General features: G+C 48.8%; 16 protein-coding genes. 4 read left to right on the top strand and 12 right to left on the bottom strand.

Going from position 1 to position 15,536, the window contains the following annotated elements:
- Positions 1–125: 125 nt before the first annotated feature.
- The 5 genes from NQ534_RS19340 to NQ534_RS19320 all read right to left on the bottom strand — a co-directional run bounded on the left by NQ534_RS19340 (position 126) and on the right by NQ534_RS19320 (position 5,582).
- Positions 126–2,108, bottom strand: coding sequence for an ABC transporter permease (locus NQ534_RS19340; RefSeq protein ID WP_006861113.1), 1,983 nt, complete (start codon positions 2,106–2,108; stop codon positions 126–128).
- Entirely contained in the window at positions 2,101–2,868 is a 768-nt protein-coding gene (locus NQ534_RS19335) for an ABC transporter ATP-binding protein (RefSeq protein WP_006861114.1), read from the bottom strand. Before NQ534_RS19335 ends, NQ534_RS19340 begins: the two co-directional genes overlap by 8 nt.
- A gap of 161 nt (positions 2,869–3,029) precedes the next feature.
- Positions 3,030–4,022, bottom strand: a complete 993-nt coding sequence (locus tag NQ534_RS19330; RefSeq protein ID WP_006861115.1) for a sensor histidine kinase — start codon at positions 4,020–4,022, stop codon at positions 3,030–3,032.
- Positions 4,012–4,683 carry a response regulator transcription factor gene (locus NQ534_RS19325; RefSeq protein WP_040782573.1) on the bottom strand — a complete coding sequence of 224 codons (672 nt, stop codon included), beginning with the start codon at positions 4,681–4,683 and terminating at the stop codon, positions 4,012–4,014. Before NQ534_RS19325 ends, NQ534_RS19330 begins: the two co-directional genes overlap by 11 nt.
- A complete protein-coding gene (locus NQ534_RS19320) occupies positions 4,683–5,582 on the bottom strand; it encodes a LysR family transcriptional regulator (protein ID WP_006861117.1) in 900 nt (299 codons plus the stop codon). Before NQ534_RS19320 ends, NQ534_RS19325 begins: the two co-directional genes overlap by 1 nt.
- A gap of 279 nt (positions 5,583–5,861) precedes the next feature.
- Here NQ534_RS19320 and NQ534_RS19315 point away from each other — a divergent pair, with 279 nt between their 5' ends.
- Both NQ534_RS19315 and NQ534_RS19310 read left to right on the top strand, forming a co-directional pair.
- Positions 5,862–6,125: a hypothetical protein gene (locus tag NQ534_RS19315; RefSeq protein WP_040782456.1), complete on the top strand. Its 264-nt coding sequence runs from the start codon at positions 5,862–5,864 to the stop codon at positions 6,123–6,125.
- A 2-nt stretch (positions 6,126–6,127) separates the two neighbouring features.
- Positions 6,128–6,862 carry a YoaK family protein gene (locus NQ534_RS19310; protein WP_006861119.1) on the top strand — a complete coding sequence of 245 codons (735 nt, stop codon included), beginning with the start codon at positions 6,128–6,130 and terminating at the stop codon, positions 6,860–6,862.
- A 31-nt stretch (positions 6,863–6,893) separates the two neighbouring features.
- Here NQ534_RS19310 and NQ534_RS19305 read toward each other — a convergent pair whose 3' ends face one another.
- Positions 6,894–8,585 carry an AAA family ATPase gene (locus NQ534_RS19305; protein WP_006861120.1) on the bottom strand — a complete coding sequence of 564 codons (1,692 nt, stop codon included), beginning with the start codon at positions 8,583–8,585 and terminating at the stop codon, positions 6,894–6,896.
- Between the two features lie 243 nt (positions 8,586–8,828).
- Between NQ534_RS19305 and NQ534_RS19300 the strand changes: the two genes are divergently transcribed.
- The gene (locus tag NQ534_RS19300) at positions 8,829–10,055 is read left to right on the top strand and encodes an ATP-binding protein (protein ID WP_006861121.1); all 1,227 of its coding nucleotides are present in this window, start codon (positions 8,829–8,831) and stop codon (positions 10,053–10,055) included.
- Between the two features lie 28 nt (positions 10,056–10,083).
- Here the strand turns inward: NQ534_RS19300 and NQ534_RS19295 are convergent, their stop codons facing one another.
- The 4 genes from NQ534_RS19295 to NQ534_RS19280 all read right to left on the bottom strand — a co-directional run bounded on the left by NQ534_RS19295 (position 10,084) and on the right by NQ534_RS19280 (position 12,794).
- Positions 10,084–10,317, bottom strand: a complete 234-nt coding sequence (locus NQ534_RS19295) for a hypothetical protein (protein WP_006861122.1) — start codon at positions 10,315–10,317, stop codon at positions 10,084–10,086.
- Positions 10,318–10,320: 3 nt separating this feature from the next.
- Positions 10,321–11,463: a carbohydrate kinase family protein gene (locus tag NQ534_RS19290; RefSeq protein ID WP_006861123.1), complete on the bottom strand. Its 1,143-nt coding sequence runs from the start codon at positions 11,461–11,463 to the stop codon at positions 10,321–10,323.
- Positions 11,464–11,479: 16 nt separating this feature from the next.
- Positions 11,480–12,325 carry a class II fructose-bisphosphate aldolase gene (locus NQ534_RS19285; RefSeq protein ID WP_006861124.1) on the bottom strand — a complete coding sequence of 282 codons (846 nt, stop codon included), beginning with the start codon at positions 12,323–12,325 and terminating at the stop codon, positions 11,480–11,482.
- Between the two features lie 133 nt (positions 12,326–12,458).
- Positions 12,459–12,794 (bottom strand): winged helix-turn-helix transcriptional regulator, encoded by a 336-nt coding sequence (locus tag NQ534_RS19280; protein WP_006861125.1) that lies wholly within the window; start codon positions 12,792–12,794, stop codon positions 12,459–12,461.
- Positions 12,795–12,942: 148 nt separating this feature from the next.
- Between NQ534_RS19280 and NQ534_RS19275 the strand changes: the two genes are divergently transcribed.
- Entirely contained in the window at positions 12,943–13,515 is a 573-nt protein-coding gene (locus NQ534_RS19275; RefSeq protein WP_040782460.1) for a flavin reductase family protein, read from the top strand.
- 89 nt (positions 13,516–13,604) lie between these two features.
- Here NQ534_RS19275 and NQ534_RS19270 read toward each other — a convergent pair whose 3' ends face one another.
- Positions 13,605–14,150 (bottom strand): flavodoxin family protein, encoded by a 546-nt coding sequence (locus NQ534_RS19270; RefSeq protein WP_006861127.1) that lies wholly within the window; start codon positions 14,148–14,150, stop codon positions 13,605–13,607.
- Positions 14,150–15,508 (bottom strand): MATE family efflux transporter, encoded by a 1,359-nt coding sequence (locus NQ534_RS19265; RefSeq protein WP_006861128.1) that lies wholly within the window; start codon positions 15,506–15,508, stop codon positions 14,150–14,152. The genes NQ534_RS19270 and NQ534_RS19265 overlap by 1 nt, the downstream gene beginning before the upstream one ends.
- Positions 15,509–15,536: the final 28 nt, after the last annotated feature.

Genomic DNA, 15,536 nt, shown 5'->3' with positions numbered 1-15,536 from the left:
ATAGCCCTCCTTTCTTTCTGGAGGCAAACAGCCCCTTTTTTCATCCGGACTTGTATGATGTGCAATATTGCTTTCGTCTTACAATCATTAGATGAAAAAAAGGGGCAAAAGGTTTCAGACTTTTTTCAGCTTACAATATGATAATAGCTCCGCGCCGTAATTCTGTAAACAAGAATATAACAGATAGAGAAAATACCTGCCACCACGGCGGTCACACCGGCAAACAGCGGCGTGTTGTTCATATAAAATGCCTGCAGTATCTGCCGCATCAGCGGAAAAGCAACAAGGCAGTGGATGAGAGCTGTTCCCAGCGGCAGGAAAAACATAATCAGAATCTGGCTTTTTATGGACTGCTTGATCTCGCGTCTGTCCATACCGACCTTTCTCATGATGGCGTAGCGCTCGCGGTCCTCATAGCCCTCAATAATCTGCTTATAATAAATAATCAGAACCGTAGCCATCAAAAACAATGCGCCAAGATAACAGCCGAGGAACAGGATGCTGCCATACATCACATAATTCTGTGCGCGGAATTCATAGCGGTTTCCGACCAGATACAGCGGCATTCCCTCCGTCTCCTCCATTTTCTGCAGCAGGGTGTTATACAGTGTGTCCGCCGTCTCCTGCCCGCCCTCTGTGTCAAACTGTACCTCATATTTCAGAGAGCTTGGGTAGGAAAAGACCTCTTTTTGCAGGCGGTCGATTTCGGAGAGCTTTTCATCGCTGCTCACGACGATATTAAACCAGCCTTTCACGATCTGCGCCATCTCATTGCTGACCGGGAAGCTCTCCAGGTGCTCCGAAACTGTGTAGGTCTCGCCCATCATCTGAAAGGTGTCCGCCAGTGTTCCTTTCTCATGGCAGATGGCGACCTCGTTTCCGGAAAGCTGCAGCCGCTCTCCCGTCATGCGCTCATAGGTTTCGGCGGAAATCATCGTAACGGCGGCAAGGTCATCGTAGGAGACGGCGCTGCGGTCTTCCACCGAAGAATCCGCCAGCAGCTCATTTTCCCGCTGCACGAAGGTGATACTGAGCGACTGGTAGGCGGCATAATTTTTCAGCGTAATGCCAAGCTCCGATGCCGTCTCTTCAATCATCTCCTCCAGTGCCTGGTTCTGCTCCGGGCTGCTGTCGGAATACGTGACGGCAAGCTCCGTCGGATGCTGGGCGATGACGATTTCCTCCATCCCGGCATAGAGACTGACGGTCGTGGAAATCACCAGCAGCACGCCGGTTGAGAGAATACAGATATTGGCAAGCCCGACCGCGTTCTGCTTCATGCGGTATATCATTCCGGAAACCGCCACAAAATGATTTGTGCGATAATAGTAGCTTTTCCGCTTCTTCAGCATTTTCAGAAGCGCCACGCTTCCGGCGAGAAACAGGCAATAGGTGCCCGCCATGACGAGCAGCACCGCGACAAACAGCTTGGTCAGCGCGTCCAGGATATTATCCGTCGTGATGGCAATGTAGTAGCCGGACACCATGCAGACGAGCCCGATAACAGCAATCAGCCACCGCGTTTTCGGCTCGCGCTCCCCGGTATTGCCGCTCTTTAGCAGCTCTATCGCAGAAGCCTTCCGGATGGAATGTATGTTGTACAGCATAATCAGCAAAAAGATGGCGGCGAACACCAGCAGCGTGGTGCGCACGGCAAAGGAATCAATCCGGTACTCTATCGCAACCGGATAGTGGAATACCTTTAAAATAATCAGAAACATCAGCCGGTCCAGCAAAAGTCCGGCGACGATTCCGCCCGCAATGCCGGCGAACGCCAGATAAAGCGTTTCCCATGCCATAATAGAGCTGATGTGACGCTTTTCCAGACCGAGGATGTGGTAAAGCCCCAGCTCCCGCTTCCGGCGCTTTGTAAGAAAGCTGTTTGTATAAAAAATAAAGATTACGGCAAATATCCCGATGATATACACGCCAAATTCCAGAACCATTGCGATTGCCGCTTCCTCCGTGAACGCCGGATTCCGGCTTACGCTGCACATATTATAAAACATTGCCGCCGTCAGAATGATAGTCAGCAGAAACGGCACGTAAAAACGGCGGTTATTGCGGATATTGGTCCACGCCATCGTGCGGAACAGTCCCCTACGCATGAAGCTCACCACCTGTCTGCAGAATCGTCAGTGTATTGGAAATTTTCTCAAACATTTCCTCGCTCGTCATTTCCCCGCGGTATATCTGATGAAACACCTCGCCGTCACGGATAAACAGAACGCGCTTCGCATAGCTCGCCGCCTTCGTGGAGTGCGTGACCATCAGAATGGTCTGCCCCTCCGCGTTGATATCGGAAAACAGCTTCAGAAGGTTTTCCGACGCTTTGGAATCGAGCGCGCCGGTCGGCTCGTCCGCCAGGACGATTTTCGGTCTGGTAATCAGCGCCCGCGCCGCCGCCACGCGCTGCTTCTGTCCGCCCGACACCTCGTAGGGAAATTTTTTCAGGATATCGCAGATGGCAAGCTTCGAGGCAATGTTGTTTAAACGCTCCTCCATCTGGCTGTAGCTGCACCCGGAGAGCACCAGCGGCAGCAGGATATTGTCCTCCAGGGAAAAGGTGTCCAGAAGATTGAAATCCTGGAACACGAAACCGAGATTCGTGCGCCGGAAAGCCGCCAGCTCCTTTTCCGTGATAGCGGACAGGCTCTTTCCGTTCAGCTTCACGTCTCCGCCTGTCGGTTTGTCGAGCGCGGCAAGAATATTGAGGAGCGTGGTTTTTCCGCTCCCGCTCTCGCCCATAATCGCAACATATTCGCCCTGCTCCACCGAAAAATTGACGTTTTTCAAAGCGACCACCTGGTTTCCGCCAAAGCGGGTCGTATATACTTTCTTCAAATGAGTGACATCTAATAATGGCATTGTATATCCTCCTTTTTCTGATTGCAGCGCCCGCCCGCAAATGCTTCCAGGGGTACCGTTCACTTTACTCGCAGTAACCTTCCGGGCGCTGTCTTTATGCTAAATATACAATACGGGGAAATGCGCTGCCATAGCTTTGGCTTACATTTCCCCGTCCAGCCTTACAATTTTGAAAGATTCGGAAATATTACGGTCATTTTCGTACCGGTGCCCGGCACCGATGCCACCTCTATGCGATGCCCCAGCTTATCGAGAATCTGCTTGCACAGATAAAGTCCAAGCCCGGTTGCTTTCTTATCCCGCCTGCCGTTAAAGCCTGTGTAGCCTTTCTCAAAAATGCGCGGCAAATCCTCCGCGGAAATGCCGATGCCGGTGTCCTCTATCACAAAGCCCTGCCCTCCCTCTGCGCCGTAGATGGAAATCGTTCCGGCGTTGGTATATTTTAGGGCATTTGATAAAAGCTGTTCGATAACAAATACCATCCATTTCTCATCGGTCAGCACCTTCTGGTGCGTTTCTGAAAAATTGACAGACAGCTTCCTGCCGATAAACATGCGGGCATATTTGCGCAGCGCCTGGCGTATCATATCGTCCAGGTCATACGTCTGCAGGACAAAATCGTTTGCCGTACTGCCGAGCCGCAGATACTGCAGCACCATTTCCGTATACTGCTCGATTTTAAAAAGCTCCAGCGACATTTCCCCGGCATGAGGGCTTTCTTCAGTCTGCAGCAGCAGATTCATGGCGGAAATCGGCGTCTTAATCTGATGGACCCACAGCGTGTAATAGTCAATCAGATCCGCATACTGTATGGCGGAGCGCTCCTGCTCGTCAATCCGGTTTCTGTAAATTTTCCGGATAAGCGCCTGGTATTCCTCCTCCAGATAATCGAAGGGAAGCGGAAAATCCTCCGGCACCGGAAGCTCCTGCGAGAGCATAAATTCAATCTTGCGGCAATGCGATACATAGCGCAGAAAGTCGAATATCAGAAAAAGCAGTCCGCAGGCGACGGAAAGCAGCGCCGCATAAAGCGCAGCGGAGACCGGCAGATCATACAGAAAATAGACAAGACAGAAGCAGCCGGTAAGCAGCAGAAACCACAGCAGCACCTTGTAGATGCGCTTCAGATAACCGATCAGATATTTACTCCACAAGATAACCAATTCCTTTCTTCGTCACGATATAATCGTAAAGCCCCGCCTGCTCCAGCTTTTTTCGAAGCCTTGTGACATTGACGGTAAGCGTGTTATCATCAATAAAACTGTCCGTCTCCCACAGACGCGCCATAATCGTGTCGCGGCTCACCACACGCCCCTTATTTTCCATCAGGATGCGCAGAATCCGGTACTCGTTTTTCGTCAGCTCCACTACCTTGTCATCATAAAGCAGCGTGGTGTTGTCCATATTCAGCACCGCACCCCGGTGCTCCAGGATACTGGTCTGCCCGGCAAAATCGTAGGTACGGCGCAGCACCGCCTGGATTTTTGCGGTCAGTACCGTCAGCTCAAAGGGCTTCGCCAGAAAATCATCCGCCCCGTAATTGACCGCCATGATGATGTTCATGTCGTCGGAGGCGGAGGAAATAAAGATGACGGGCGCTTTGGAGATCTTGCGGATCTCACTGCACCAGTAGTAGCCGTTGTAGTACGGCAGGGAAATATCCATCAGTACAAGATGCGGCAGGAAGGAGGAAAATTCCGCCGTGATATTGGCGAAATTTTTAGCCACCTGCGCCTCGTATCCGAAGGAAGCCAGATATTCGCATATTTTATCCGCAATCACGCGGTCATCCTCCACAATTAATATTTTATAAATCATGATGTCCTCTCCTTTTCCAGAAGCACCTGCTCCAGCTTCGCGGCGGCGATGCTCAGCGGATGCTCCGTATGCCTTATCAGACAGATAGCCCTCTCCGGAACCTCCTCCGCAAGCTGCAGCCGCCGGATACCCTCCCCTTCTGTTTCATTTTTCAGAAATTCTTCCGGAACGAAGCCGATGCCGAGATTGTTCTTTACCATCGGCAGAATCTGGTCCGCCGTCGCCGCCTCGATATCCGGCGCCAGCGTCAGATGATGCTGCAGAAACCAGTCGTGATACAGTGCATAGGTTTTGGTCTGCGTTCCCAGGCAGATGACGGGGTACTGCGCCAGCTCTGCAAGGGAGATTTTTCTGCCCGCCAGATGGGCGAATGCCGGACCGCAGATTGCCTGCTCGCGCAAGGTGCGCAGAACGCTCAGTTTCATCTGCGGGGAGGTGTCCGCCGGCGTCGTTACCACCGCAAAATCAACCAGACCGTTTTTCAGCGCGTCGACCGCCTGCGGAGTGGAATAATTTGATACCCGCAGACGAATGCCCGGATAAAGCTCCCGGAACTGTTTCAGCACCGGAAGCAGCAGGCAGTGCAGCGCCACCTCGCTGGCGCCGATGGAAACCACGCCGCTCTGCAGCCCCCTGTCCAGCAGCAGCTCCTGCTCGCCCTCCTGGATATGCTCCGCCGCGATGCGGACATGCGCGTAGAGCTTCTCCCCCTCCGGCGTGAGGGAAACGCCGCGGCTGGAGCGCACAAACAGCGTACAGCCCAGCTCCCGCTCCAGATTCTTAATCGTGCGGGTGACGTTCGGCTGATTATTCAGCAGGATATTTGCCGCCTGCGTAAAGCTGCGGTATCTCGCCACATAATAAAATACCCGGTAATAATCGTAGCTGATATACACGTTGCCCTCCTATAAAGCCAGCGGATTTTTCCGCGCTGTGCGTCTTTGCTGTTACTGTTCACATCGTTCACAGTAACTCTTTGCTTCACTCCGGTCGTTGCCAGATGGGTGCCGCTGGCATTATCATGTCATTTTGATATATATTAAATGCGAAACATACATTTTACATATTCTTTGTTTTCTATTATAGTATAAGCGCTGCGAATGTGCAAGCGTCTCCTGGTGCTGTTTACTTCGACACAGCGAACGGGACGCTGCAGAAAAATGGAGGGAATTGTTATGGAAGAGATTATGGAACTGCTTATGATTCTGGCTTTCTGCGTGGCCATCGCCGTGCAGCTTGTCCGTCAGATTTCCGGTAAGAAAGCGGCTAATCCTGTTACCTGTGCTGCGCTCGCCGCGCTTTGCGCCGGGTTTCTTATCGGAACAGTGAACAAAATTATTACAGCACCATCCTCACAGATGTTTCTGGCATATCTGTCCGGATTTATGCTGAGCTACAGCGCACTGGTGCTGACATTTCCGGGACGGAAGGCTGTGTAACCATGAAGAAAAAGCTACCTTCCCACGGGCAGATGTCCGAAGCCTTTCTGACAGCGGCTTTTTTGTCCGCATCGGGCGGACTGCAGGATGCCTACACGTATCTTACCCGCGGCAGCGTATTTGCCAACGCGCAGACCGGAAATATTGTTCTGCTCAGTGAAAGTCTTTTCGCAAAAAACTGGCATACAGCCCTCCGCTATCTCGTGCCGCTGCTCTCCTTTGCCCTCGGAGTGGCGGCAGCGGAGATGATCCGGCATTTCTGCCGGAAGATGACAGCCGGATGGGCGGACAGGCAGCGGCAATGTGTCCGGCGTACGAGGCGGTTTCATCGTTTCTTTGAGGGGCGGCTGCACTGGCGGCAGCTTGTCCTTATGCTGGAGGTGCTTCTGCTGTTTTTTGTCGGATTTCTTCCGGAGTCGCTGAATCTTCCGGCAAACGCCCTGGTATCCTTTTCCTGCGCCATGCAGGTGCAGGCTTTCCGGAAAGTGAACGGCTATTCCTTTGCCAGCACCATGTGTATCGGAAATATCCGCAGCGGCGTGGAATCCCTCTGCGCCTGCCGCATCACGCACAACCGGCAGGATTTTTCCAAAGCACTGCACTATTTCGGCATTATCTTTTTCTTTGCGCTTGGCGCCGGAGCGGGCAGCCGTCTCATCCTGGTTCTGGGACTGCGCGCAATCTGGGTATCCTGCCTGCTTCTGCTGGCCGGATTTATTTTGATGCTGATACCATAAATCCACAGAGGTGTCTGCATATTATCCCACCTCAGCCTACAAGCTTTATCAGGCAGGTTTTCCCACGAAATGCAGCCCCATAACACAGTACGGTCTTATAGCCTTCCAGCTCAAGGTTTTTCTTATACTGCTCCTTCTCAATCTGCTGAAGCGCATCCGCACATTCTTTTTCCAGACTGTCCCCATTTCCTTTCTTTCCGGACCATTTCACCTCAATTACAAGCGCACGCCTGCGACGCTGCTCTTTTATAATGACGTCTGCCCGGCCGGTCCCGGCTTCTGAATTTGACTTCACTGCATATCCCGCGCCCAGGAACATACCCGTGACCATCGCATGATAGTAATCCTCTTTATAGTCAAAATAACTGATTGTGTCAAACAGGATATCCGTAATCTCCTGCGTCAGCTTTTCCGCATCGCCGTCCCACCATGCTTCAAACAGGGCAGTGCGGTCCTGTGCCGCTATTTTTTCCTCGAACCATTTCTTTACCGTACTTCCAAACACGGACTTTACTTCTTCATTCGGAATACGCAGCGCCATTTTTCCGTCCTCCGGCTGCATTCCCTCCGGAAGTTTCTCCTGCGGGACCTGTGTCAGATAACCTGTCAGATACAGGATGCTCCACAGGTTATCCTCTGTGGAATGGGCAATATCGTAGGTCAGATCCTCGCGGACCGGCTCCTGGATCACGCCGCCCCCCAGCAGCGTCTCAAACTTCTCGTTGACATTAATCTGCGGATGGTCGATAAAACGCCGGATGATATTATTGTGGCTCGTGTCAATCCAGTAATTTCCGGGCTTCGCATCCGGGTCTGTCATCAAAGCCCTGACATGGTTAATCACATCCCACGGGCAGTATATTTCTTTACTGCCAAAGAGGTACCCGTCATACCATTTTTTCATTTCAAGCAAAGCGTCCTGCAATTCAGCGGCATCCAGCAATGCAATCACCTCCGGCTCACTAAACCCGAAGCAATCCTGGTACTTTTTACTGGATATTGAATCGGATATAAAATTGTTCGCTCCTGTAAAGATGCTCTCTTTCGCAATCCGGAGGCATCCTGTCACCACCGCAAATTTTAAGTTCGGATTGGACTTCCACGTCATGCCGAGAAACTTTTTAATGATGTTCAGCATTTTCTCATAATATCCGTTGTCGCTGGCTTTCGCAAGCGGGACGTCATACTCGTCGACAAGTAAAATCACTTCCCTGCCATAGTGTGCTTTCATCATGCGGAGCAGCGTGAGCAAGGCGCCCTTTACATCTGACACGGTTCCATTTTCACTTTTCAGTCGAATGAAACGCTCTTTGTCCGCACTGTCAACCTTATCGCTATCTGTCAAATAACTGTGTTCAATGCAAAGCACAGATATTGTATATTGCAGAAGCCCATATGCATCTTCAAAGCTGTCCCCATCCACGTCCTTCAGAGTCAGGAACAGAACCGGCCACTGGTTCATCCATTCCGCACAGAAATCCGTATATTTTGCTATTTCAAGCCCCTCGAACATCTGCCTGCTATCCTTGCGGATATCGAAGAATTCTGCAAGCATGCTCATCGTAAGAGTCTTTCCAAAGCGGCGCGGTCTGGTAATCAAGTTGACCGTGAATTCCTCATTTAACAATTCCCGGATAAAGTCAGTCTTATCAACGTAATAACAATTCCTGCTGCGCACTTGTTCAAAAAGGTCAATGCCATACGGCAGATTCACTTTTACCATTCTATCCACACTCCTATCATGCTTACCATACCATAAAACTCCCCTTTGTTGCAAGAGAATTTGTCATACAGAAACATTATGCTGCATTGTCCTGCCGCCGCAGCCAATATCCAGTCATCCTGTATAGAATAGTACTTTCTGGTATATTACTAGCAGAAAAATTTTCAGGATGGTTGACACAGACTTATTTTTAGGATAAAATAAAGTATACTTTATATTTTCATAATTTAAGGAGGCCGGGCAATGAAATATCTGGAGCGCAAATTGGAGCGCAAATTTTTACGCATGAGTTCTTTTTTTAAGGCGGTTCTTGTAACAGGTGCAAGGCAGGTAGGAAAGACGACCATGCTGAAGCACCTGGCTGCGGAACAAAAGCGTACCTATGTCTCTATGGACAACACTATGGCGCGGACACTTGCAAAATCTGATCCGGTGTTGTTTTTCCAGACCTATAAACCGCCGATTATCATTGACGAAATACAAAAAGCGCCGGAGCTGTTTGAACAGATTAAGATTATGTGTGACGAAAGCGAAGAACGGGGATTATTCTGGCTGACCGGATCACAGCAATACAAGATGATGAAAAATATCCGTGATACGCTGGCTGGAAGAATCGGAATTCTGGAACTTTACAGCTTGTCAAAGAACGAGGTTGAAGGAGTGGATTTCCCTAATGAGCTTGATTTTTCACTGCCTTGCTTCCTGCAAAGGCAGCCTCTTACAAAAAAGAATGACATTGTAGATGTGTTTGAACATATCTGGCGTGGAGGGATGCCGGACGCATTGCTGGCAGATGCGGAGCAAAGGCAGGAATATTTTAACTCCTATATTGAAACATACCTCATGCGGGATGTTTCTGAAGCAGGCGGCATTACGGATACGGTCCGTTTCCGCAAATTTCTGAATGCCTGCGCCGCCCTGGTTGCGGAACAGGTCAATTATAAGACACTGGCAGACGCAGCGGAAATATCACAGCCAACGGCAAAGGAATGGTTACGTCTGCTGCAGGGCTTAGGTATTATCTATCTGCTGCCGCCTTATGCTAATAACGAACTGAAACGTCTTACGAAAACGCCAAAGCTGTATTTTTGCGATACGGGTCTGTCTGCTTATCTGTCGATGTGGCTTACCAGGGACACTCTGATGAATGGGGCGGCCAGCGGACACTATTTTGAAAACTATGTAGTGATTGAACTGCTCAAAAATTTTGCTTATGCGCCTTCTAAAGCCAACCTAACCTATTACCGAGATTCCAATGCAAAAGAAATCGACGTGTTTGTGGAGCAAAATGGCATAATCCATCCGCTGGAAATTAAAAAATCCGCAAACCCTGACCGGCGGGAAGTCAAAAAGTATGAGCTGCTTGATAAAGTAAATCTGGAACGAGGCAGCGGCGGTATTATCTGTATGTGTGAGGAAGTCATTCCGATTGATACCAAAAACTGTTTCATTCCCTGTAACTTAATCTAACAAGAAGAAGCATTGTGGGTGACAAAAGTCAGCGGAAAAACTGCCTTTTGTTACCATCACTATTCTCATTTTCCAGATAAAGATAGGGCTCCGGTCCTGATTTTGCCCGTGCAAGAATATCATTGCAAAGGCTCTGGTCTCTTTCAAACGGTGACTGATATATTTCTTTTGAAGGGAAACAGATGCCTTCCTCTCCATCTTTTATTACATAAATCGGGTTCAAAAATACATCATAAATTTTTTCCAGCATATATGTATCCATATATCAGTCTCCCTGCATATCCTGCTCTCCGTTCTTTTTCCATCCGGCATTTATTTTATTTTCCAGTTCCTCAAAGGTTTTTAATCCGCCGAGCGCGTCCGCAGCAGCCACACAGCAGGCTCCTGTCGCGGATGCGAGCTGGAGGCATTTTTCAAAGGGATAGCCCTGCACCATTGCGGTAAGAAAGGCTGCGATGGTCGTATCACCCGCTCCTGTCCCGGAAATTACCGCATCCGGCATATAGCTTTTTTCGAAGCCTTCCTTTCCGGAAAATCCGGAGAAATCAATACCACTCTGTTTTTCCATCTGCTCAAACGCACTGCTGCCGGCTGTCTTATAATAAAAACCCGGTGCTCCGCACTTGATGAGCACTATTTTGCAGCCCATATCCAGAAGAAGCTGTGCCAGAGGCGCGACATCCTCCTTTACGGAAATTACCTCTGTCATATCCCTGCCGTCGGCTTTTTTCAAAAGCCGGTAATAGCGCTCTCTGTCGACAGCGAACATCAGCTCCTCAATGCTTGGCAGGAAAAAGTCTACATAGAGCAGCGTATTTTTGAAAATCTTTATCCAGTCCGCCTGTGCCGCTTCCGATGCTTCATCCATTGCCGCCATGTCCAGTGATGTCAGACAGCCGCATTCCTTTACTCTGGCAAACATTTTTACCAGCTCACTGCCCTCCTGCCGGTACATCTGCGCCATGACAGGCGGATACCCGAAATGAAAAAGTACCGCCTCCCTGCATTTATCATAATCAATATCGTCTGCCGTAAACGTATCGTTCGCTCCGGGATGATGGAGAAAAAGACGGTCTATGCCGGGAACAGCCAGTACCACGGAATAAGAGGTATTCTGTCCGGAGGAAACAATCATGCCGTCCGCCGCGTCCCTTTCTTTTAATTTCTGTATCAGCATGGTCCCAAATGCATCGTCGCCGGTTTTTCCCATAAGAAACACGTCTGCCCCAAGGAATTTCATGGCGAGACCCGTATTGGAGACAGTCCCTCCCGGATGAAACTGTGCCTGTCCGACATTCACCAGCTTTCCGGGAGCCAGGATATCCTCCAGACGGTTCTGTTTTTCACATTCAAACGCAGGCGTAACGTCTATACAGATATGTCCTGCGGCAATCATCTTTTTTCTCATAATCTTTCAGCCCTTTTCACGCTTTTCCGTCGGAACCGAACAGGCGTATTTTCTCTTCCACAACTTTTTTCATGGCGTCTATTTCGTAAGGTATCATTTTTGTCAGACTCGGCACGCCTTCGTCCAGTGCTTTTTGAGCGCCCGCTCTTCCCGCCTTTTCAAGGTCCGTAAAAATATTGATTTTGCAGATTCCCTTTTTCACCGCCATCTTAAAATCATCATCTGCCAGTCCGCTGCCTCCGTGAAGAACCAGCGGGATTTTCGTCTCATCGGAAATTGCCAGAATGCGCTCAAAATCCAGCTTCGGAGGAAACTTATAGTCTCCGTGCGCGTTTCCTACCGCCACCGCCAGCGCATCCACTCCCGTGGCGGATACAAAATCGGCCGCCATCTCCGGATTCGTATAAAAATCACACGGATTTGTAAGCTTTCCGGCGCCTTCATTATCCCCGACATGTCCAAGCTCACCCTCGACGGTCACGCCCATTGCATGGCAGATTTTCACCATTTCTGCAAGACGCGCTTTGTTCTCCTCATAGTCACACGTTGAACAGTCATACATCACAGACGTAAATCCCGCTTTTAAAGCATGTATGCAGCCATCAAAAGTGAGTCCGTGATCATAGTGGACGGCAACCGGCACACTTGCCTTCTGCGCCATAGGAATCAGATACTCTGCCACGCGCTCCAGGCTCATGAATGGAAGCAGGATTTCTGCCGTACCAATCATGACAGGGGCATGCAGCTCTTCTGCCGTTTCAATGACCGCCCTTGCCATTTCTACATTTACCGCGTTGAAAAAACCGACCCCGTATCCGCCTTTCCTGGCGGGTAATAAAATATCATTCATTGTAACCAGCATTTTTCTTCCCCGCTTTCCTGTGGTTTTCCTATATTATATTCGATTTCCCGGAAGCTTTCAACTCATATCCATGCCAGATAGCATGTTACTGTGAACGTTGGAACAATAACACGGCATTCCGGAAATCACTGATTTATGGAAGCCGGTTTTCATTTCCCCAATCACAAAGCTTATCTAAAACTTCCATAAGAGAATGCCCGCGGTCAGTCAGCGAATATTCCACTTTGGGAGGTATCTGCGGGTATACTTTGCGCACGATGAGACCGTCAGCTTCCAGCTCTTTCAGATGCTGGCTCAGTGTTTTATCCGTAACCTTTTTCAGATAGCGCTGCATTTCGTTGAACCGTACAGGCTCATATTCCATCAGGCAGTAAAGAATTACCGGTTTATATTTTCCTGCAATTAAAGAGAGCGTGTAGCTGTATCCAGTTTTCTCAAAATCTGCATCTGCAATGCAATGCTTACTCATTATACTTTCCTCCGGGATAGTACCTGTCTTTAAAGTAGGTACTTGATTTTACTCTTGCTTTTTGTATAATTATAATATCAGCAGACAGGGAATGTCAATTCCTGCTGCTGAAAAAATACAAGCAAAAAATACAGGGAGGCATGACATCATGAAAAAAGATTTGGGGGTTGTGCAGGCAGTGTATCCCATGCCTGTATTGATGGTCGCAGCTTATGACGAGAATGAAAAGGTCAATGTCATGAATGTTGCGTGGGGACAGATATGTGATGAGGACAAGATTATCCTTTTTATCGGTGAAGGAAAGAAAACATGGCTGAATATTAAAGCGAGCAGAGCCTTTACTGTTGCGCTGGCTGACGAAGCGCACATGGACGCCGCCGATTTCTTCGGAATCGCATCCGGAAATAAAATAAACGACAAATTTGAGCGCACCGGCTACACAGCAGTCAAAAGTGACAAAGTTCATGCTCCGGTCATTGAGGAGTTTCCCGTAGTCATGGAATGTGAGCTGCTGGACATTCTGGATACCGAATATGTATCCGGTATTGTTGGCAGAATTGTCAATGTGAAAGCGGAGGAAGCCGTTCTCTCCGACAATGGAAAGGTTGACCCTGCAAAGCTTCATGCCCTTATTTTCGACCAGTTCCAGCACGGTTATTATGTGACGGGAGAAAAGGTGGGAAAGGCATGGAACGCCGGTGCCGGACTCATGAAAAAATAAGATAAAAACAGCCCTTCCTTTACCAGGGAGGGCTGCCAGCCGTCTGAGAAATTTCTCCGTGTTCTTTTCTTCCTGTCTGTCAATTCATTTTACAGAGCCCTGCCCATCTCATAAGCCTTTTCCATTGCGGAAGTTCCTACAACATCTCCCGGTTTATCTGTACCATATCCAAAGACAAATCCTCCCTCTGTATTTCCGCCTGCCCGGAAACAGCCGATATACCTGCGGAAACTGTCAATCATGGTTGTCATGTATTCTTCCGTTGGAGCCTGCCCGGATGCCAGCATATAAAAAGTCTTGTCTTTCAGCAGCGGTTCCACTGCATACAAACGGTCAAGAACCGTTTTCATCTGTCCATTCCAGGTATAAAAGTATACGGGAAAAGCAAAGACAATCACATCTGCGTTTTTCACTTTTTCGTAAATCTCATTCATGTCGTCTTTTTGTACACATTGTCCGCCGTTACGCTGGCAGGCTCCGCAGCCCAGACAGCCGCCGACCGATTTATCTGTTAAATAAATTTTTTCAGCGTCATGGCCTGCCTCTTTTGCTCCCCGGATAAATTCATCTGCCATCAAGGAAGAATTTCCCCGTTTGCGGGCGCTGCCCGCTAAAACTAATAGTTTCTTTTTCATTATTCATTCTCCTTTCCTTTCACAAGTGATTTTGACATCCATGCACCGCTTCTGTAACGCCAGAGGGCAAATACTGCTGTTACCAGCCATGTAAGCCCTGTTGTAAGCCAGATTCCCCACATACCGATGAACGGAACCGCCGTCAGCAGAAAAGCAAATCCGATACGGGCTATAATTTCCACAATACCGTTTACTAAGGCGTATACGGAATCTCCGGCTCCATTCAGCAAATAGCGAAGTACCTGCACAACTCCCAGCGCCATAAAGAACAGGCTTGTAATGCGGATACCGCTGGAAGCTAATGCGATAATATCTTTATCCGGTACGAAAATACTCATAATCAGTCTGCCGCCCAGCCAGAAAACGACCAGCAGAATCACCGATACGATTCCGCTTATCTTCATGGCAGAACACATTCCCTGCTTTACCCGGTCTGTTTTTCCGGCGCCAATGTTCTGACCTGTATACGTTACCATTGCTGTACCAAGTGCGGCGTAAATCTGCTGTACTAATAGTTCAATCTGAGTCGTAGATGTGAAAGCGCCTATCACACTTTCCCCAAAACCATTTACAACACGCTGCAGAGCAATACTGGAAATATACATCAGCGAATACTGGAATCCTGTCGGTATTCCAACTTTCAATGTCTGACGGATAATATTGCTGTCCGGTTTCATGTAATGAACCGCATCATGGAATTGCGGCACTTTTTTGAACGCATAAATCATACATAAAACCGCAGCAATCGCCTGTGCCATTACGGTAGCAATCGCAGCACCTTCCACACCCATTCCCAGCGGGACAACAAAAATAATGTCGAGAATGATATTCAATATGCTGCAAAAGGCAAGAAAAATCAGCGGCGTTTTTGAATCCCCCAATGCCCTTAAAATTGAAAAAGGTGTATAGTAGAGTGATACCGCAAGCAGACCTCCCATAAATACTCTCATGTAAGAAACTGCGTCATCCATAAGCGTAGCTGGTGTGTTTAGCAGAATAAGAATCGGCTTTGTAGCCAGTAATGCTATAACCGTCATAATAAGCGCTACAATTACGTTTACATACGCCCCGTTTGCAATGGCTTTCGCCGTATTTTTCTGATCTTTTGCGCCAAAATACTGGGAAACCACCACGCCCGTTCCGATCGCGGTTCCCATACACATGGACATAAACATCATAGACAATGCGTTTGTTGAGCCTACCGCCGAAAAAGCATCCGCTCCTACAAACTGACCGACAATTACGCGGTCTACCAGTGTATAGAGCTGTTGAAACAAATTTCCAATCAAAACAGGGAACGCAAATTGTAAAAGCAATTTTGACGGTTTTCCCTGCGTCATATCAATCGTTTTTGCCATTTCATTTCTCCTTTAGTCAATATTTTAT

Source organism: Marvinbryantia formatexigens DSM 14469 (assembly GCF_025148285.1).
Classification (GTDB): Bacteria; Bacillota; Clostridia; order Lachnospirales; family Lachnospiraceae; genus Marvinbryantia; species Marvinbryantia formatexigens.
The sequence above is the reverse complement of the archived record's forward strand: the minus strand, read 5'-3'. Positions and strand labels throughout refer to the sequence as shown.